18 protein-coding genes are annotated in these 17,390 nt (G+C 70.9%); 4 read left to right on the top strand and 14 right to left on the bottom strand.

Annotated elements, in window-relative coordinates; translation table 11 throughout:
- Positions 1-35: 35 nt before the first annotated feature.
- From ABT057_RS17140 to clpS, 10 genes are all read right to left on the bottom strand, one after another.
- Positions 36-518 (bottom strand): hypothetical protein, encoded by a 483-nt coding sequence (locus ABT057_RS17140; protein ID WP_352343861.1) that lies wholly within the window; start codon positions 516-518, stop codon positions 36-38.
- A gap of 79 nt (positions 519-597) precedes the next feature.
- The gene (locus ABT057_RS17135) at positions 598-2,655 is read right to left on the bottom strand and encodes a putative Ig domain-containing protein (protein ID WP_352343859.1); all 2,058 of its coding nucleotides are present in this window, start codon (positions 2,653-2,655) and stop codon (positions 598-600) included.
- Between the two features lie 261 nt (positions 2,656-2,916).
- Positions 2,917-3,867, bottom strand: a complete 951-nt coding sequence (locus tag ABT057_RS17130) for a PLP-dependent cysteine synthase family protein (protein ID WP_352343858.1) — start codon at positions 3,865-3,867, stop codon at positions 2,917-2,919.
- A gap of 15 nt (positions 3,868-3,882) precedes the next feature.
- The gene (locus ABT057_RS17125; RefSeq protein ID WP_352343857.1) at positions 3,883-4,161 is read right to left on the bottom strand and encodes a MoaD/ThiS family protein; all 279 of its coding nucleotides are present in this window, start codon (positions 4,159-4,161) and stop codon (positions 3,883-3,885) included.
- Between the two features lie 101 nt (positions 4,162-4,262).
- Positions 4,263-4,358 (bottom strand): putative leader peptide, encoded by a 96-nt coding sequence (locus ABT057_RS17120; protein ID WP_020132206.1) that lies wholly within the window; start codon positions 4,356-4,358, stop codon positions 4,263-4,265.
- 87 nt (positions 4,359-4,445) lie between these two features.
- Positions 4,446-5,480 (bottom strand): LacI family DNA-binding transcriptional regulator, encoded by a 1,035-nt coding sequence (locus ABT057_RS17115; RefSeq protein WP_352343855.1) that lies wholly within the window; start codon positions 5,478-5,480, stop codon positions 4,446-4,448.
- Positions 5,481-5,508: 28 nt separating this feature from the next.
- Entirely contained in the window at positions 5,509-5,931 is a 423-nt protein-coding gene (locus tag ABT057_RS17110) for a M67 family metallopeptidase (RefSeq protein WP_352343854.1), read from the bottom strand.
- Positions 5,932-6,068: 137 nt separating this feature from the next.
- Positions 6,069-7,499 (bottom strand): amino acid permease, encoded by a 1,431-nt coding sequence (locus ABT057_RS17105; RefSeq protein WP_352343853.1) that lies wholly within the window; start codon positions 7,497-7,499, stop codon positions 6,069-6,071.
- Positions 7,500-7,844: 345 nt separating this feature from the next.
- The gene (locus tag ABT057_RS17100) at positions 7,845-8,453 is read right to left on the bottom strand and encodes a DUF2017 domain-containing protein (RefSeq protein WP_352343852.1); all 609 of its coding nucleotides are present in this window, start codon (positions 8,451-8,453) and stop codon (positions 7,845-7,847) included.
- 11 nt (positions 8,454-8,464) lie between these two features.
- Positions 8,465-8,782 (bottom strand): ATP-dependent Clp protease adapter ClpS, encoded by a 318-nt coding sequence (gene clpS, locus ABT057_RS17095; RefSeq protein WP_352343950.1) that lies wholly within the window; start codon positions 8,780-8,782, stop codon positions 8,465-8,467.
- Between the two features lie 57 nt (positions 8,783-8,839).
- Between clpS and ABT057_RS17090 the strand changes: the two genes are divergently transcribed.
- A complete protein-coding gene (locus tag ABT057_RS17090) occupies positions 8,840-10,186 on the top strand; it encodes a nicotinate phosphoribosyltransferase (RefSeq protein ID WP_352343851.1) in 1,347 nt (448 codons plus the stop codon).
- 115 nt (positions 10,187-10,301) lie between these two features.
- Positions 10,302-10,889, top strand: coding sequence for an isochorismatase family protein (locus ABT057_RS17085; RefSeq protein WP_352343850.1), 588 nt, complete (start codon positions 10,302-10,304; stop codon positions 10,887-10,889).
- A gap of 19 nt (positions 10,890-10,908) precedes the next feature.
- Here the strand turns inward: ABT057_RS17085 and ABT057_RS17080 are convergent, their stop codons facing one another.
- The gene (locus ABT057_RS17080; RefSeq protein ID WP_352343849.1) at positions 10,909-11,226 is read right to left on the bottom strand and encodes a hypothetical protein; all 318 of its coding nucleotides are present in this window, start codon (positions 11,224-11,226) and stop codon (positions 10,909-10,911) included.
- 133 nt (positions 11,227-11,359) lie between these two features.
- Positions 11,360-13,708: an immune inhibitor A domain-containing protein gene (locus ABT057_RS17075; RefSeq protein ID WP_352343847.1), complete on the bottom strand. Its 2,349-nt coding sequence runs from the start codon at positions 13,706-13,708 to the stop codon at positions 11,360-11,362.
- Positions 13,709-14,139: 431 nt separating this feature from the next.
- Between ABT057_RS17075 and ABT057_RS17070 the strand changes: the two genes are divergently transcribed.
- Positions 14,140-14,439: a hypothetical protein gene (locus ABT057_RS17070; protein ID WP_352343845.1), complete on the top strand. Its 300-nt coding sequence runs from the start codon at positions 14,140-14,142 to the stop codon at positions 14,437-14,439.
- A gap of 64 nt (positions 14,440-14,503) precedes the next feature.
- Here the strand turns inward: ABT057_RS17070 and ABT057_RS17065 are convergent, their stop codons facing one another.
- Positions 14,504-15,160, bottom strand: a complete 657-nt coding sequence (locus ABT057_RS17065; RefSeq protein WP_352343844.1) for an RDD family protein — start codon at positions 15,158-15,160, stop codon at positions 14,504-14,506.
- Positions 15,161-15,236: 76 nt separating this feature from the next.
- The gene (locus tag ABT057_RS17060; protein WP_352343842.1) at positions 15,237-16,679 is read right to left on the bottom strand and encodes an RDD family protein; all 1,443 of its coding nucleotides are present in this window, start codon (positions 16,677-16,679) and stop codon (positions 15,237-15,239) included.
- A gap of 232 nt (positions 16,680-16,911) precedes the next feature.
- On the opposite strand from ABT057_RS17060, the gene ABT057_RS17055 reads away from it, so the two are divergent.
- Entirely contained in the window at positions 16,912-17,388 is a 477-nt protein-coding gene (locus ABT057_RS17055; protein ID WP_352343840.1) for an SsgA family sporulation/cell division regulator, read from the top strand.
- Positions 17,389-17,390: the final 2 nt, after the last annotated feature.

Below are 17,390 nucleotides of genomic sequence, written 5' to 3'. Positions count from 1 at the left end.
CTGTCACCCCTTCACTTCTTCGTCGTGTCTCCCTTTCATCCCGTCACGCGGACGGTGACCGTCCACTCCTGGATGGCCTTGCAGGAGACCTGGCCGGGGGCGGTGGGCTGGGCGCACAGCGGGCGGGTGGCGGTCAGGCGGGCGGTGCCGGCCGCGACCGCGTCGTAGGCGGCGACGGCGTCACCGGGCAGGAGGACCGCGCCGGCGTTGGTGGCCTTCAGGGCGTCGTCGCCCGTGGTGGCGACGGTCGACCAGGGGCGGGCGGTGGTGCCGTCGAGTTTCAGCCGGAGCTGTCCGCCCACGGCCAGACAGACGGTGCGGCCGCTGTCCGCGGCGGTGAGTTCGCCGGGTGCGGAGCAGGTCGTGCCGGTGGCGGACGGGGACGCGGGGAGGGACGAGGACGAGGGCGGGGACGGTGCTTCCTTGGCGCTGTCGCTGTCGTTTTCGGTGCCGCAGGCGGTGAGGGCGAGTGTGAGCACCGCGAGGGCGAGGGTCGTGGAACGGGTCGTACGGCGCATGGGGGCCTCCTCTCCCCCTTCGACGTACCACCCGTACGTCCGGATCCGTGCCCGGACGTACGGGTGGCACACGGGTGGATCAGCTGGTCGTCACGGCGGTGTCGTCGAGGACGAAGCTGGTCTGGAGCGAGGAGTCCTCGACCCCGCTGAACTTCAGGGTGACCGTGGAGCCCGCGTAGGAGGACAGGTCGAAGGACTTCTGGGTGTAGCCGGTGGCGGCGTTGAGGTTGGAGTAGGTGGCCAGGGTGGTCGAGCCCGCGGTGACCGTCAGCTTGTCGTAGGCGGTGCTGGTGGAGGTCTCGGCGGTGTCGACGTGCAGGTAGAAGGTGAAGGTCGCCTTGCAGCCGCTCGGGACGGTCACCGACTGGGACAGGGTGTCGGTGTGCGAGGAGCCGTAGCCGTCCAGCCAGGCGTAGTAGGAGCCGGCGTGCGCGGTCTCGTCACTGCCGTTGGTGATGACGCCCGAGCTGGCGGTCCAGGTGGTGTTGCCGGACTCGAAGCCGGGGTTGCCGAGCAGCTGGGCGGAGGTGCAGGTGCTGCTGGACGAGCCGACGGTCCAGGTGAAGGACGCCGAGCCGGAGGCGCCGGTCGAGTCCGTCGCGGTGACGGTGACCTGGTAGGTGCCCGCGGTGGACGCCGTGCCGGAGATCAGGCCGGTGGAGGCGGCGATCGACAGGCCGGTGGGCAGGCCGGAGGCGCTGTAGGTGAGGGTGGCGCCCGCGCTGTCGGTGGCCTTGATCTGCAGGCTGGCCGAGCCGCCGGTCGTCGTCGACTGGCTGCCGGGGTTGGTGACGGTCACCGTGTTGCCGGTGCTGGTGCCGGAGGTGAAGGCGGTGGTGCCGTTGGGGGTGCCCCAGCCGGTCGGGCCGTCGTAGCCGGTGGTCGCGGTGCAGAAGTAGGAGGTGGAGCAGGAGCCGTTGTTGCCGCTGGTGACGTCGTACAGGTTGCCGGTGTGGCTGTAGGGGTACTTCGCCGGGTAGTCGCTGGAGCCGGGGGTGCCGGCGAGGGCGTAGACGCCGGCGATGATCGGCGCCGAGGCGCTCGTGCCGCCGTAGACCGCCCAGCCGGAGCCGCCGTAGGTGTCGTAGACCGCGACGCCGGTGGCGGGGTCGGCGACCGCGGAGACGTCGGCCTCCATGCGCTTGGTGCAGCCGGTGTCGGTCTGCCAGCTCGGCTTGGGGTCGTAGGCGGAGCAGCCGGAGCCGGTGCCCTCGGTGCTGGAGGTCTTCCAGACGGACTCGGTCCAGCCGCGGGAGTTGGAGGAGGTGGAGAGGGCGGTGCCGCCGACGGCGGTCACGTACTGGGAGGTCGCCGGGTACTCGGCGCCGTACGCGGAGTCGCCGGAGGAGACGGTGATGGCGACGCCGGGGTGCTTGAAGTAGGACGTGTCCTCGCTGGTCTGGGAGGAGGACTCGTCGCCGCCCCAGCTGTTGGAGACGAACTTGGCGCCGAGGGCGACCGCCTCGTTCTCGGCGGTGCCGAGGTCGGAGTCGGTGGCGGAGTTGGCCTCGACGAGGGTGATGTTGCAGTTGGGGCAGACGGCGCTGACCATGTCGATGTCGAGCGCCTCTTCGCCGGCCCAGCCGCTGTCGTTGGTGGGCAGCGAGGTGGTGGAGCCGGTCTGGCTGACCTGCTTGAAGCAGCCGTTGGCCTTGGTGCAGGCGGACAGGCCGTAGGTGGAGCGGTAGGTGGCGAGGTCGGACTCGGCGTTGGGGTCGTTGTAGGCGTCGACGACGGCGACGGTCAGTCCGGAGCCGCCGGTGGAGGGCAGGTTGTAGGCGCTGTGCAGGTTGGCCGGGCTCAGGCCGGAGGGTGCGGCGGCCGCGGCCGCGAGGGCGGAGGCGAGGCGCTGCTTGATGTCGGTGCGGCGCTGGGCGAAGCAGGAGACGTGGCCGGGGGTGGCGTCGCCGCAGAGGTGGGTGGTGGGGACCTTCTCGCCGGCCTTGCCGGTGGAGTGGAAGGTCTGCCGGTCGGGGGCGGTGAGGGCGTGGGCGTTCTGGGTGGTGCGGGAGGTGGCGGCGGTGGCGGCGGCCGCGGGCTGGGCGCCGGCGGCGGGGGCCGTGAGGAGTCCGGCGACCGTGAGGGTGAGGGCGGGGAGGGCGACGCTCAGGAGTCTTCGCAGACGTGACTCACGCATGGGGTACTGCCTCCATCGGGACTGGCTCCATCGGGAGTGGGGTTCTCGTATGGGGTGCAGGCACGTGACGCGCGTAGCGGCGGACGGAGGCGCGGTCATGGGCATGACACTTCGGGGGTTCATTGATGACTGAGCGCAGAACCTAGCCCCCCGAAGGGAGTTACCGGCAGTACCATCCGGCGTTCTTTGCCGCCCCATAGGAAGCGTTTAGCCCCCTCATAGGAGGGGGCTGGGACGTAGATGGACGGTAGTTGGCAGACCTTAGGCCCAGAGCTGACCCTGGAGGGTCTCGATGGCTTCCTCGGTGGTGGCCGCCGTGTAGACACCCGTCGAGAGGTACTTCCAGCCGCCGTCCGCGACGACGAACGCGATGTCCGCGCTCTCCCCCGCGTTGACGGCCTTCTTCCCGACGCCGATCGCGGCGTGCAGCGCGGCGCCGGTGGAGACGCCCGCGAAGATGCCCTCCTGCTGGAGGAGTTCCCGGGTGCGGGTCACCGCGTCCGCCGAGCCGACCGAGAAGCGGGTGGTGAGGACGGAGGAGTCGTACAGCTCCGGTACGAAGCCCTCGTCGAGGTTGCGCAGGCCGTACACCAGGTCGTCGTAGCGCGGTTCGGCGGCGACGATCTTCACGTCCGGCTTGTGCTCGCGGAGGTAACGGCCGACGCCCATGAGGGTGCCCGTGGTCCCGAGGCCCGCGACGAAGTGGGTGATGGAGGGGAGGTCGGCGAGGATCTCCGGGCCGGTGGTCGCGTAGTGGGCGCCGGCGTTGTCCGGGTTGCCGTACTGGTAGAGCATCACCCAGTCGGGGTGCTCGGCGGCGAGTTCCTTGGCGACGCGCACGGCGGTGTTGGAGCCGCCGGCGGCCGGGGAGGAGATGATCTCGGCGCCCCACATGGCGAGCAGGTCCCGGCGTTCCTGCGAGGTGTTCTCCGGCATCACGCACACGATCCGGTAGCCCTTGAGCTTGGCGGCCATGGCGAGGGAGATGCCGGTGTTGCCCGAGGTGGGCTCGAGGATGGTGCAGCCGGGGGTGAGGCGGCCGTCCTTCTCCGCCTGCTCGACCATGTGCAGCGCGGGGCGGTCCTTGACCGAGCCGGTGGGGTTGCGGTCCTCCAGCTTCGCCCAGATGCGGACGTCGGCGGACGGCGAGAGCCGCGGCAGGCGCACCAGAGGGGTGTTGCCCACCGCGGCCAGCGGGGAGTCGTAACGCATGACCGGTCGGCCGGCCTAGGCCATGCCGCCGGCCACGGCCGGCAGGATCGTCACGGTGTCTCCGTCGGTCAGCTTGGTGTTGATGCCCTCGACGAAGCGGACGTCCTCGTCGTTGAGGTAGACGTTGACGAAGCGGCGCAGGGCCCCGTCGTCCACGATGCGGGCGTGGATGCCCGCGTGCCGGGTCTCGAGGTCGTTGAACAGGTCGGCGAGGGTGTCGCCGCTGCCCTCCACCGCCTTCTGACCGTCGGTGTACTGGCGGAGGATGGTGGGGATGCGGACCTCGATGGCCATGGCTCAGGGCTCCTGTCGGAAGGAAGGTGTGGGCAGCGCGGGATACGTGCGTGTGAGGCGGCGCCGCGGCTCACGGCCGTACGGCGGCAGGGCGGCCGGCGTCAACAGATGGCGCTGGCGAGCCTGCACAGGTCGACGTGCAGCCGCGCCACGAGCAGTGCGCCCGGCGTCTTCTCGCTCACGTCGTTCAAAACCATGGGCTCATCGTATCGATTCCCGTCCCGGCTTCCGGAATGTGATCCCACATGGTGGACGGAATCGGGCCGAGGGGCGAGACCGGCTCGTCAGGCGGACCGCCGGCGGACCAGCCGGGTGGGCACGATCACGGAGGTCCTGTGGTCGGTGCGCTCGAAGAGCAGCCGGGCCATGAGACGGCCCATCTCCTCGACGTCCTGGTGGACGGTGGTCAGTGGCGGGTCGGTGCTCTCGGCGATGGAGGTGAGGTCGTCGAAGCCGACGACGGCCACGTCCTCGGGGATCCGGCGGCCGCGCTCGCGCAGCGTCTGCAGGGCTCCGGAGGCCATGAAGTCGGAGGCGACGAAGACGGCGTCCAGGTCGGGGCGGCGGTCCAGCAGCGCGGCCATGGCGTCGGCGCCGCCCTGCCGGCTGTAGTCGGCCCGTTCGATCAGCTCCTGCGGGGCGTCGGGGAGGACGTCGCGGTAGCCGGCGAGGCGGTCCGCGGCGGAGTTCTCCTGGTCGTAGGGGCCGGTGACGGTGGCGATGCGGCGGCGGCCGAGGGACACCAGGTGCCGGACGGCGAGCCGGGCGCCGCCCCGGTTGTCGCCGTCGACGTGGGCGCGGTCGTGGCGGGCGGCGCCCGTGTGCGGGAGGGGGCGGCCGCCGAAGACGGCGGGGATGTCGAGCCGGTCGGTCATCTCGTGCAGCGGCGCTTCCGGGCGCAGCGAGAACAGCACGGCGCCGTCGACATGGCCGCCGCCGAGGTAGTCGGCCACACGCGCGTGGTCGTCCGGTTCCTCCACGAAGAGCAGCACCGCCTGGGCGTCGCGCCCGGCGAGCTCCCGGCGCACTCCGCGCAGCAGGAGGTCGAAGAACGGGTCGAGGAAGAGCCTGCCCTCGGGCGGGGCGGCGACGACGGCGACCGCGCCGGTGCGGTGGGTGACCAGCCCCCGGGCGGCCTGGTTGGGAACGTAGCCGAGCTCGGCGATCACCTCGCGGACCCGCTCGACGGCCTCCGCGCTCACCCGGGCCTCGCCGTTGACCACCCGCGACACGGTCGACCTCGACACGCCGGCCTGTCGTGCCACGTCCTCCAGGGTGGGCCGCCGTGCGTTCGTCCGTTGCGTCAACACCGTCTCCATCGGGGGGAGTTGCCGGGGCGTACGACGCTCAGTATGCCTCCACGACGGTGACCTCCTCCTCGGTCACCTCGCCCTCCACGATCCGGAACGAGCGGAACTGGAACTCGCCCAGGCCGTCCGTGTCGGCGGTGGAGACCAGGACGTAGTGGGCGCCGGGCTCGTTCGCGTAGGAGATGTCCGTGCGGGACGGGTAGGCCTCGGTGGCCGTGTGGGAGTGGTAGACGACCACCGGCTCCTCGTCGCGGTCGTCCATCTCGCGGTAGAGCTTGAGCAGGTCGCCCGAGTCGAACTCGTAGAACGTGGGCGACATCGCCGCGTTCAGCATCGGGATGAAGCGCTCGGGGCGGTCCGAACCGGCCGGGCCCGCCACGACGCCGCACGCCTCGTCCGGGTGGTCCTTGCGCGCGTGCGCGACGATCCGGTCGACGAGGTCCTGGGTAATGGTCAGCATGGTCGTCAGGATAAGCAGAGGGCCGTCCCGTACCGGCGTGCGGTACGGGACGGCCCACATGGCGGACGTCCCGAGCGGCCGCCGCGGGGGGGGCGCCACGAGTGCTCCCCGCGGCCGGACGTCCGGGGAGGGGACGGTCAGCCGATCTTTTCCAGCTCCGGGTCGCGGCGGGCGGTGACCTCGGGGTTGCGGCCCTTGAGGACGGCCCAGCCGATGCCGAGGGCGGCGGCCCAGCCGGCCATCACGTACAGGCAGACGCGCGAGTCGGCGTCGTAGGCGATGAGGCCGGTGACGAAGAGGAGGAACACGATCGCGATCCAGCTGCACACCGCGCCGCCCGGGGCGGGGAAGGAGGAGGCGGGCAGCCGGCCCGCGACGACCGCGCGGCGGTAGAGGACATGGCTGATCAGGATCATCAGCCAGGTCCAGATGCCGGCCGCGGTGGCCACCGAGGTGACGTAGCCGAAGGCCTTCTCCGGGACGACGTAGTTCAGGACCACACCGATGCCCATGAAGAGCACGGAGACCGTGATGCCGAAGGCCGGGGTCCTGGAGGAGGACAGCTTCCTGAAGGCGGCGGGGGCCTCGCCGCTCTCGGCCAGGTTCCGCAGCATGCGGCCCGTGGAGTACATCCCCGAGTTGCAGGAGGACAGGGCCGCGGTGAGGACGACGAAGTTGACGATGCCGGCGCCCGCCGGGATGCCGATCTTCGCGAAGGCCTCGACGAACGGCGAGACGCCCGGGGCGAACTCGGTCCACTTCACGACGCAGAGGATGACGGTGAGCGCGCCGACGTAGAACAGCGCGATGCGCCAGGGGAGCGTGTTGATCGCCTTGGGGAGGGTCTTCTCCGGGTTCTCGGACTCGCCCGCGGTGACGCCGACCAGTTCGACGGCGAGGTAGGCGAACATCACACCCTGCAGGGTCATCAGGGAGGAGCCGACGCCCTTGGGGAAGAAGCCGTCGAAGGCCCAGAGGTTGGAGACGGCGGCCGTGTCACCGGCGGAGCTGAAGCCGAAGGTGAGGACGCCGAGACCGATGACGATCATGCCGATCAGGGCGGTGACCTTGACCATCGAGAACCAGAACTCGAGCTCGCCGAAGACCTTCACCGAGATCAGGTTGACCCCGAAGAGGATCACCAGGAAGGCCAGGGCCGTCACCCACTGGGGGATGGACGGGAACCAGTAGTTGACGTAGATCGCGGCGGCCGTCAGCTCGGCCATGCCGGTGACGACCCACATCAGCCAGTACGTCCAGCCGGTGAAGTAGCCGAAGAACGGGCCGAGGAACTCGCGGGAGTACTCCGCGAAGGAGCCCGAGACCGGGCGGTACAGGAGCAGTTCGCCGAGCGCCCGCATGATGAAGAAGACGATCGCGCCCGCGAGCGCGTACATGAGGATGAGGCTGGGGCCGGCCTTGGCGATGTTCGCCCCGGCCCCCAGGAAGAGGCCGACGCCGATGGCGCCGCCGATCGCGATCATCTGGACCTGACGGCTGCCGAGTCCGCGCTCGTACCCCTCTTCGGAGGTCTTCTCCGAGTCTGTTCCGACCTGAGCGGAGGTCATGAGTGTGGTGCGCCTTTCTCCATGCCGAACCGGGCCTCTCGTCGGCCTCGGACCGGGTTTCGATCCCCCCCGGATTGATGGAGCGGTGCCTGGCCGGCGATGGCCGGCTCGGTGGCGCACCCGGCGGAACATACGGGTGGTGTTCGCCGGGCGGTCGTGAAGATCTATCACGCCCGCAATCTTGATCGCCCAGGGCAGCTGTGGCGCACGACACAGGGAAAAGGGGATGAACAGGACACAAAGAGGACACTCCCGGCCGTCACGGTGATGTGATCGTTATCCGGATTTGAGCGTCCTCTGAGCGAACGGAAAATCGGCAGAAATCGAACACGAAAGCCCCGCACATCAGGGCAAGAGGGTCGCCACCAGGGTCTCCTGGAGTTCGCCCAGCCACAGGTACGCCAGCACCATCGGCTTGCGCGGATCGTCGGCCGAAAGCCGGTAGAGGAGGTTGATGTCCTCCTCCTCGGTGATCTCCAGACGGGAGCCGATCGCCAGCCGCAGATCGTTGAGCGCGCGCAGCCACTGCTGGGACTCCTGCGCCGACAGCTTCAGCACCGCCCCGCCCTCGCGGCCCGCCTCGGAGGCGAGGGCGTCCAGCGAGCGGACCACCGCGAGGGCGTTCTCCCGCTTGCCGGCCCGCAGGTCGTTCTCGGTGTAGCGGCGGAACTCGGCGGAGTGCGCCTTCTGCTCGTCCGCACCGGCAGGCCCCGGGGTGCCCTCCGGGTCCGTGTACGCGTCCGGGAAGAGACGCCGCAGCACCGGATCGGCGGGGGGCTCGCTCGGACCCTCGGCGAAGAGCTCGGCGAGGGGGTCGTCGGGGGCCTCCTCGGCGGGGCCGGGACCGATCAGCTCCAGGAGCTGGACGGCCAGTGACCGGATGATGGAGATCTCGACGTCGTCGAGCGCGACGGCCGCGCCGCCGCCGGGGAGCGGTTCGAAGTGTCCAGACATATGAGGGGAGGCTACTTCCGGTCCTGCTGGAGGGTGGCCCACAGGCCGTAGCCGTGCATCGCCTGCACGTCGCGCTCCATCTCCTCGCGGGATCCGCTGGAGACGACCGCGCGGCCCTTGTGGTGGACGTCGAGCATGAGCTTGGTGGCCTTGTCCTTGCTGTAGCCGAAGTACGTCTGGAAGACGTACGTCACATAGCTCATCAGGTTGACCGGGTCGTTGTGCACGATCGTGACCCAGGGAACGTCGGGCTCGGGTACGGCGAAGACCTCCTCCGCCGACTCGGTACGTTCGATCTCAAGGGGAGCGGGTGACGTCACAGGCCCCATGCTGCCACGCATCCCACAAATCGTCACACCGACGAAAAGGGGGTACCATCTGTCGTCATGAACACAGCGGACCTTGGGCTGCCGGTGGACGTTCCCTCTACGGCGCTCTTCACGGACCAGTACGAGCTGACGATGCTGCAGGCCGCGCTGGCGGCCGGTACGGCCGAACGGCGCAGCGTGTTCGAGGTCTTCACCCGGCGGCTGCCGGAAGGCCGGCGCTACGGCGTCGTCGCGGGCACCGGCCGGGTCCTGGACACCGTCGAGAACTTCCGGTTCGACGCGGACGTCGTCGGCTTCCTGCGGGAGCGCGGGATCGTGGACGCGAAGACCTTGGACTGGCTCGCCGGATACCGCTTCTCGGGTGACATATGGGGCTACCCGGAGGGCGAGGTCTACTTCCCCGGCTCCCCGGTCATGCGCGTCGAGGGCTCCTTCGCCGAGTGCGTGCTCCTCGAGACCGTGATCCTTTCCATCCTCAACCACGACTCCGCGATCGCGGCCGCCGCCTCCCGGATGTCCTCGGCCGCCGGGGACCGCCCGCTGATCGAGATGGGCGCCCGGCGCACCCACGAGCTGGCCGCCGTCGCCGCCGCCCGCGCCGCCTACGTCGGCGGCTTCACCACCACCTCGGACCTGGCCGCCGGCTTCCGCTACGGCATCCCGACCGTGGGCACCAGCGCCCACGCCTTCACCCTGCTGCACGACACCGAGCGGGACGCCTTCCGGGCCCAGGTGGACTCGCTCGGCCGGGGCACCACCCTGCTGGTGGACACCTACGACGTCGCCGAGGCCGTCCGGCTGGCCGTGGAGGTGGCCGGGCCCGAGCTGGGCGCGGTCCGCATCGACTCCGGCGACCTGCTGCTCGTCGCCCACCGGGTGCGCCAGCAGCTGGACGAGCTCGGCGCCACGGACACCCGGATCATCGTCACCTCCGACCTCGACGAGTACGCCATCGCCTCCCTCGCCGCCGCCCCCGTGGACGCGTACGGCGTCGGCACGCAGCTGGTCACCGGCTCCGGGCACCCCACCTGCTCCATGGTCTACAAGCTGGTCGCCCGCGCCGAGTCCGCCGATCCGAAGGCGCCGCTGGTGCCGGTGGCGAAGAAGTCGACCGGCGGCAAGACGTCCATCGGCGGCCGCAAGTGGGCGGCGCGGCGGCTGGACCGGTTCGGGGCCGCGGAGGCCGAGGTCGTCGGCACCGGACCGGTGCCCGCCGAGCTGGCCGACCGGCAGCTGCTGGTGGAGCTCGTCAAGGGCGGCGAGGTCGTGGCCCGCGAGCCGCTGGACGTCGTACGCGACCGCCACGCGGCGGCCCGCGCGGGCCTGCCCCTGTCCGCCACCCAGCTCTCCCGCGGCGAACCGGTCCTGCCGACCGAGTACCTGCCCGCGCGGTCGGGTAGCTAGGGCGTGACAAGCCTGGAGGCCTGTTGCGGGACCCGTAGTTTCTCTAGGCTTGCTTACTTCATCCGGAATCGGCTTCACCCACAGTGCAAGCACACCTAGTGCAAGGACACCGACCATGCGCCGCGCCTTGATCGTCGTAGACGTGCAGAACGACTTCTGCGAGGGGGGCAGCCTCGCGGTGGCCGGGGGCGCCGAGGTGGCCGCCGCGGTCACCGAGCTGATCGGGCAGGCCCCCGCCGGATACCGCCATGTCGTGGCCACCCGCGACCACCACATCGCGCCCGGCGGCCACTTCGCCGACAACCCGGACTTCGTGCACTCCTGGCCGGCGCACTGCGTCGCCGGCACCGAGGGCGTCGGCTTCCACCCGAACTTCGCCCCCGCGGTCGCCTCCGGCGCGATCGACGCCGTGTTCGACAAGGGGGCGTACGCCGCCGCCTACAGCGGGTTCGAGGGGGCCGACGAGAACGGGGTCAAGCTGGGGGACTGGCTGCGGGCGCGGGAGATCGACGAGGTCGACGTCGTCGGGATCGCCACGGACCACTGTGTGCGGGCCACCGCGCTGGACGCGGCGCGGGAGGGTTTTCGCACGCAGGTGCTCCTCGATCTGACGGCGGGGGTCGCGGAGGAGACGACCGAGCGGGCGCTGGAGGAGCTTCGGGGCGCCGGGGTGGAGCTGAGCGGAAAGCCCGTGGTGCGCTGAGCCGGGTGGAGACGCGCGGCTACGCCGCGGCGTCTCTCAGCAGCGACCTGATCGGTCTCCACAGCTCGAGGACCTTCGTGTCCTGCGCCGTGCGCCATATCAGGCCGTCCGGGTGGTGGAGGACGGCCGTGATCTCGTCCGGGGTCGGTGGGGCCGCGTTGCCGCGGAGGTAGACCGCACGCAGGCCCAGGTTGCGGAGCCTGGTGAGGGCTCGGGCGCGGTTCTGGGCGTGCACCAGCACCCGGACCCCGGAGGTCTCCAGGGCGGTCGGGCTGGGCAGGTTCAGGGCCACCACCACTCTGCCGTTCGGCAGCTTGCAAAAGCCTCCTGCGGCCATGCGGTCATACCCCCGTGCGGTTCGGTATCGAGGTCGGCGTCAATAAGAAAGCCACAGGACGCACCTAAACACGATCGGCGGCAACCCGCCAGGGGGCTGCCGCCGATGCGCTTCTGACCTGCGATGATGCCGACTACTTCGCCGAAGGACCGACCTTCACCGTGATCGTCGAGCCGTTCTTGGGCTCGCTGACGATCTTGATCGAGGTGTTGGTGTCAGTGACCTTGACGCCCGCGAGCGGGTTCGTCGGGTCCCAGTAGGTCGACTTGCCGTCGTCGAAGACCGGGACACCCGGACGCGACTTGATCTTGGTCGCGACGTCCGCCTTGTGCAGCGTGATCGCGTCCGTCGGGTAGGTGCTGAAGGTGGAGTCGAAGGACTGAAGGCGCCCACGCATCAGGGTGCCGTCGGACCACTTCAGCGGGGCCGAGTGCGCGTCGATCGGGAGGATCAGGCCCTCACCGCCGTGCACGCTGGTGTTGTCGTCCGCCTGGGAGGTGTCCCACTTCCAGATCAGCAGGCCGTTCTGGTAGGCGTAGTGCTCCACCCAGTCGGGGCGCGACGCGAAGCCGAAGTTGTACGGGCCGACCTTGAGGACCTTGTCGTACGACACGTACTGGCGGTTCTCGGCGATGTAGTACTGCGCGTAGTCGTCCGTGATGGCGGCGCCGATGCGCGAGAAGCCGGTCGCCGTCCAGGCCGTGTCGGCCGTCTCCGCGTTGTCGGAGAAGACGGCCGCGCCGTCCGCGGTCACCGTGATCTCGTCGGCCGCGAAGCCCTTCTGGGCCACGCCGCCGTCGGTGGCGTAGCGGAAGCGCAGGCTGATCTGCTTGCCCGCGTAGGCGTCCAGCGGGAACGTCAGCTTCTGGTAGGCGTCCACCGTGCCGGTGAGGGCGGGCTTGCCGCTGCCGTCACGCGGGATGGCGGTGCCGTCGGCCAGGGTGCCGTCGATCGGCGTGTAGCTGGCGCCGCCGTCGGTGGAGACCTCGGTGTAGAGGTAGTCGTAGTCCTGCTCGATGTCCCACCAGCCGTCGAGGGTCAGGGACGCCGACGACTTGCCGGTCAGGTCGACCGTGCGGGTCAGGGTGTTGCGCAGGTCGTCGCCGCTGCCGCTCCACCACTGGGTCGCGCCCTGCGCCGGGGCGACGACGTCGGTGGTGACCGTCTTGTCCGGCAGCGTGACCACGAGGGCCTGCGGGTTCTTGGTGTTGTACTCCGCGACGCCCAGCTTGTGGGTGGACTTCTTGCCCGCCCTGGCGACGTCGTAGTCCAGCCAGCCCAGCTGGAGCTTGTCCCAGGCGTTCATGTCGCCCGGCAGGTCGCCGATGGCGTCCTTGCCGGTGCCGAGCCAGGAACCGGAGGACATCAGGGTCCAGAAACCGGTGGAGTTGTCGCCGCCGCCGGAGGTGTCGTACTCGTCGGGCAGGCCGAGGTCGTGGCCGTACTCGTGGGCGTAGACGCCCAGGCCGCCGTTCTCCGGCTGGATGGTGTAGTCGCCGACCCAGATGCCGGTGTCGCCGACCTCGGTGCCGCCGAGCTTGTTGGTGTCCGGGCCGGTGGCGCCGGCGTCGGTGGCGAAGGCGTACCAGCGGTGCGCCCAGATCGCGTCCGTACCCTGCGCGCCGCCGCCCGCGGAATCGTCCTCGCCGGCGTGCACGATCTGGAAGTGGTCGATGTAGCCGTCGGGCTCGTTGAAGTCGCCGTCGCCGTCGTAGTCGTAGCGGTCCCACTGGTCGAACTGGGCCAGCTCCGTCTTGATCTCGGCGGCCGTGTCACCGGCGGCCTCGCGCTCGGCGACCCAGGCGTTGACGCCGTCCTGGACCGCGTACCAGGCGCCCGTGGGGGCGTCGTCGGAGCCGTAACGGGCCTCGTTGTAGGGGACCTTGACCCAGTCGGTCACTTCACCCTCGACCGAGTAGCGGCCCGAGGACTGCTTCTCGTAGTACTTCTTCAGCGACTCGGTCTTCTTGCCGGTGCCGAAGTACAGGTCCTGGAAGTGCGCCTGGTTGTAGTCCGCCTGCCAGGCCGTGGAGTTGTCCGTGGCGCGGTTGGGCTGGGCTATCTGGTTGTGCAGCGGGCCGACCGTGCCGCCGTAGCGGGAGTCGATCTGGTCGCCGAACTCGACCAGGATCGTGAAGATCTTGTCGGTCTTCTCGCGGCCGAGCTCGACGTACTTGCTGTCGCCCTTCCTGCTCTTGAGCTTGACGACCTTCGAGCCGTCGCGGTCCTTGACCGACGCCTCGCCGGAGATGACCTGCTCGAGGGCCTCCTTCTTCTGGGCCTCCTGCGTCTTGCTGAGCGGGCCGTCGAAGTCGTGCTCCTTGGCCTTGGCCGGCTGCGGGTCCTGCCGGTCCACCGCTGCCGCGCCGGCCGCACCGCCCTCGGCGGCCTCCGCCACGGCGAACGTCGTGAACGTCGCCGAGGCCGCCGCGAGCGCTACCACGGTCGCGGCTGTCCTGAATGTCCAGGATCTCTTGGTCACTTGATGTCCTCCCCTAACGCGCCCGTCAGCGCGGAAGGGGGGATCCCTGTCAAGGAAAGTCCGCGCGCGGTTATACGCGTGTAGTCAAGTGACGCCATTTGACTACTGGTTTACGAGAAAAGACAGACCTTGACTTGGACAGATCAAGTGCATTATTGAGGAGCGGCGTTCGTATTACGGACACGTGACCGTAACGTGGGGAACGCGCCGGGCCGCCTGGACCCGCACTCGAACAGGCGCGCGCCCCTGTCCACTTGGTGGACCCCATGACTCCGTGCGCCCCCTGTGCACCGGTACCGTGGGTTAGGTCACGCTTACCACCGGGCCTGGTCGGGCATGCAGGCGTTGGGCCCTGTCCCGCGTCCGCGGCACGATCGGCCGGGTAGGCCCCCAGAGTCGAGATCTCCCCCGCTTCCGAGGACACGATTGCCATGCCTCGTCCGACTGTCGCACAGCTCATGTACGGTTCCTGCACCGTCGTCTTCTCGACGCTCGCCATGCTGCTGCTGTCACAGACGAGTTCGGGCGCCGGGGTCGCCGTCATCGCGGTGGCCGCGCTCGCGCTCGGTCTGCTCGTCGCCATGACGGTGCCGGTGACACGCTCGTCGCCGCCGACGCCGGCGGTGAATCAGCAGCCGGCGCCCGAGCCGGTGCCGGTACCCGTCTCCGCCGCCGCGGCGCCCGTCGCGTCCGCCGCCCCCGAGCCGGTCCGGGAGCCCACAGCCCCCTGAACGGCGTGCAGGAGGGCCCGTGCCGCGCGGCGCGGGCCCTCCTGCACGCCCGGGCGCCGTCCGCTCAGGCCGTGCCGACCACCACCGTCTTCGCCGCCTTGTCGTGCAGCCCCTGCTTGTAGGGCTTGTCGAAGTAGCTCCAGCCGCCGCACACCGCCGTCCACACACAGGCGCAGCAGAAGGCGAACGGCAGCCACAGCACCAGGGCCCGGACCAGCGAGGACTGCGCGGAGGGCGTGGAGCCGTCGTCCAGGTTGGCGACCCGCATCCGGAACCACTTCTTGGCGAGGGTCTGCCCGGTCCGCGCGGTCAGGATCGTGTCGTACGCGACATAGAGGACGGCCGTGATGACCTCGCGCCCGAAGGTCTTGCCGAACTCGAGGTCGTCCGCGTCGACGGTGTACTGGCCGACCCGGAACGCCCAGGCCAGCAACGCCACCACGATGTACACCATGACCATGTCGATGATCCGGGCGAGCGTGCGCCGTCCGCTGTCGGCGAGCGGCGGCATGCCGGCGAGCGGATCGGCGGGGTGACCGCCGTACGGGTCACCGCCCTGGCCTTCCCCGGGGCCGCCCCCACCGCTGTAGGGCGGTGGCGGCGCCCCGTCGTACGGGGTGTCGTACGGCGAGCCGCCCTGCGGGGGCTCCCGCGGCGGCTGCTTGCGGAACGGGTCGTCCTCCGGCGAGCCGCCGGAGCCGGGGGGCGGATCGGTGGTCATGGCCCGAGTGGAACCCGCGGCCCACGCCGCCGCATCCGGCGAGCGGCCGTACGGGTGTCGGCCGGCGAAACGGCCGTCAGCCGGCCACGAACGTGTGCGCCGCCTTGTCGTGCCAGCACTGCCGCCACGGCTTGTCGAACAGACCCCATACGACGCCCACGACGCCGATCGCCAGCAGCCCGGGCACGCAGTAGACGAGCCAGCGGCGCAGGGCGGCGCCGAAGGACGGCGGCTCGTGCCCCTCGATGTCCCGCACCTCCAGACCGAACAGCTTCTTGCCCAGCGTGCGCCCCCACCTGGCGGTCGGCAGCGCCTCGTACACGACCCCGAAGACGAGGAGGACGGCGAGGACGACGCCCAGATAGACGGCCGTCGTGCCGTCGAGCAGCCACACGGTGACGGTCTGTCCGGTGAGCCTGGCCTCGTCGATCTTCTCGTTGACGTGGTCGACGGCCTTCACGCCCAGCGGCACGGCCGCCGCGGAGGTGACGGCGGCCAGCACGAGCGTGTCGACCAGACGGGCGGCGAGCCGCTTCCCCATCCCGGCGGGCCGGGCCGCCGCCTGACGCCTCGCCGCCGCCTGGAAGATGTCCTCCACCGGCGGCTTCCAGGGACCGGGCTGCTCGTCGGCGCCCGCCAGCCGGTGCACCTGCTGCGCCCAGGACGGCTGCCCGCCACCGGGACCTGCGGCCATGGGGGCGGCGGCCTGGCCGGCGGCGGGCGCGGGCACCTGGGCCTGCGTGGCGGGCAGGGGCGCGGGCACCTGGGCCGGGGCGGCGGCCTGGGAAGGGACGACCGGGGCGACCTGCTGGGGGCCGGACGGCGCGGGCACCTGCCCGGCGGCGGGCGGGAACCCCGGGGCTCCCTCCGGGCCGGGGGCGCCCTGTGCCTGGGCGCCCGCCTGCGCCGCCGCGGCCCGCTCGGCGGCCGCCTTGCCGGCGGCGAAACCGGGCTTGGCGGGGGCGGGCTGCGCGGGAGCGGGGTCGTCAGGGGCCGCACCGGCACCGGAGGCGGCCGCGGACCCGGCCCTCCCGGCCGTCGGGCGGCGGAAGACGAACGTGCCCCCTGACACCACGTCACCCGCCCCGGGCTCCGGCTCCACCGGCGGGATCGTCGTCGTGCCGTCGGTGCTCGCCGACTGCCCGTCGGGCTGGGCCGGCGGAGTCTGCGGGACCCTCGGGTCTGCGCTCTGGCCGGCGCCCCAGGACACCCGGCGGTCCGGGTCGCCGCCGAAGCCGGACTGGTGGGAGCGGTCGGCGCCCCAGACCGAGGCGGGCTCGGCACGGCCGCCGCCGTACTGCTCCGCCGGGTTCGGGTCCTCGTCGAAGAAGTGCGGGCCGGTCTCCTCCACGGGGGACGCCGGCGGGGTGAGCGGCGTTCCGTCCGACGGGGCCGGGCGGCTGGTGCCCGGCACCCAGGCGGCGCCGTTCCAGTACCGGACGTAACCGGGGATGGACGGGTCCGGGTAATACCCCTCGCGGGGCCTGTCGTCGCCGGGTGCCGGGGTTGGGGCGCTCATGTCCTCGTCCCGTATCTGCTCGCGGGTGGGATGGGGGCCTCCACATCTATCAGACGCGCGCAACCCCCACCGCCAGTCCCGCCGTACCCGCCCCTTTCCGGGCAACCCCGTGCACGCCCTTCACACGTTCGGAACCCGCACCGAGAAAAAAGTTCTGCGAACCCGCGTAATGGTCCGCGTCCCTCCCGCTCTCTCTCCCTGCGTACACATGCGTACCGAGAGGAGAACGACCATGCGTCACACCGTGGTGGAGCGCGAGCTGGAGCTGAACCTCATCCTGTCGCCGGAGCGCAGCATCCCCGTCCCGGCCCGGCTGAGCTACCGCAGCGACGATCCGTTCGCCGTACACGTCACCTTCCACATCAACTCCGAGCACCCCGTGCACTGGACCTTCGCCCGCGAGCTGCTCGTGGAAGGGGTGTTCCGGGCGTGCGGGTACGGGGACGTACGGGTGTGGCCGACGAAGGCGGAGGGGCGCAGCGTCGTGCTGATGGCGCTGAGTTCACCCGCCGGTGACGCCCTTCTGGAGGCGTCGGCCGCGCAGGTCTCGACCTGGCTCGAGCGGACGCTGCGGGTGGTGCCGCCGGGGGCCGAGGGCGAACAGCTCGGTCTGGACGAGGTGCTGGCCGAGCTGCTCGCCCCCACGCCCGCGGACGACCTGCGCTCGCGCGACCCGTGGCCGGCGGACGAGGCGAAGGACGGTGAGTGAAA

This window comes from Streptomyces sp. NPDC002588 (genome assembly GCF_040295925.1).
Lineage (GTDB): Bacteria > Actinomycetota > Actinomycetes > Streptomycetales > Streptomycetaceae > Streptomyces.
This window is presented reverse-complemented; position numbering and strand designations above follow the sequence as displayed.

What these genes read in the sequence shown, in the direction of transcription:
- ABT057_RS17140 (WP_352343861.1), bottom strand. Translation starts at nt 518, where the DNA reads ATGCGCCGTACGACCCGTTCCACGACCCTCGCCCTCGCGGTGCTCACA.
- ABT057_RS17135 (WP_352343859.1), bottom strand. Translation starts at nt 2,655, where the DNA reads ATGCGTGAGTCACGTCTGCGAAGACTCCTGAGCGTCGCCCTCCCCGCC.
- ABT057_RS17130 (WP_352343858.1), bottom strand. Translation starts at nt 3,867, where the DNA reads ATGCGTTACGACTCCCCGCTGGCCGCGGTGGGCAACACCCCTCTGGTG.
- ABT057_RS17125 (WP_352343857.1), bottom strand. Translation starts at nt 4,161, where the DNA reads ATGGCCATCGAGGTCCGCATCCCCACCATCCTCCGCCAGTACACCGAC.
- ABT057_RS17120 (WP_020132206.1), bottom strand. Translation starts at nt 4,358, where the DNA reads ATGGTTTTGAACGACGTGAGCGAGAAGACGCCGGGCGCACTGCTCGTG.
- ABT057_RS17115 (WP_352343855.1), bottom strand. Translation starts at nt 5,480, where the DNA reads ATGGAGACGGTGTTGACGCAACGGACGAACGCACGGCGGCCCACCCTG.
- ABT057_RS17110 (WP_352343854.1), bottom strand. Translation starts at nt 5,931, where the DNA reads ATGCTGACCATTACCCAGGACCTCGTCGACCGGATCGTCGCGCACGCG.
- ABT057_RS17105 (WP_352343853.1), bottom strand. Translation starts at nt 7,499, where the DNA reads ATGACCTCCGCTCAGGTCGGAACAGACTCGGAGAAGACCTCCGAAGAG.
- ABT057_RS17100 (WP_352343852.1), bottom strand. Translation starts at nt 8,453, where the DNA reads ATGTCTGGACACTTCGAACCGCTCCCCGGCGGCGGCGCGGCCGTCGCG.
- clpS (WP_352343950.1), bottom strand. Translation starts at nt 8,782, where the DNA reads ATGGGGCCTGTGACGTCACCCGCTCCCCTTGAGATCGAACGTACCGAG.
- ABT057_RS17090 (WP_352343851.1), top strand. Translation starts at nt 8,840, where the DNA reads ATGAACACAGCGGACCTTGGGCTGCCGGTGGACGTTCCCTCTACGGCG.
- ABT057_RS17085 (WP_352343850.1), top strand. Translation starts at nt 10,302, where the DNA reads ATGCGCCGCGCCTTGATCGTCGTAGACGTGCAGAACGACTTCTGCGAG.
- ABT057_RS17080 (WP_352343849.1), bottom strand. Translation starts at nt 11,226, where the DNA reads ATGGCCGCAGGAGGCTTTTGCAAGCTGCCGAACGGCAGAGTGGTGGTG.
- ABT057_RS17070 (WP_352343845.1), top strand. Translation starts at nt 14,140, where the DNA reads ATGCCTCGTCCGACTGTCGCACAGCTCATGTACGGTTCCTGCACCGTC.
- ABT057_RS17065 (WP_352343844.1), bottom strand. Translation starts at nt 15,160, where the DNA reads ATGACCACCGATCCGCCCCCCGGCTCCGGCGGCTCGCCGGAGGACGAC.
- ABT057_RS17060 (WP_352343842.1), bottom strand. Translation starts at nt 16,679, where the DNA reads ATGAGCGCCCCAACCCCGGCACCCGGCGACGACAGGCCCCGCGAGGGG.
- ABT057_RS17055 (WP_352343840.1), top strand. Translation starts at nt 16,912, where the DNA reads ATGCGTCACACCGTGGTGGAGCGCGAGCTGGAGCTGAACCTCATCCTG.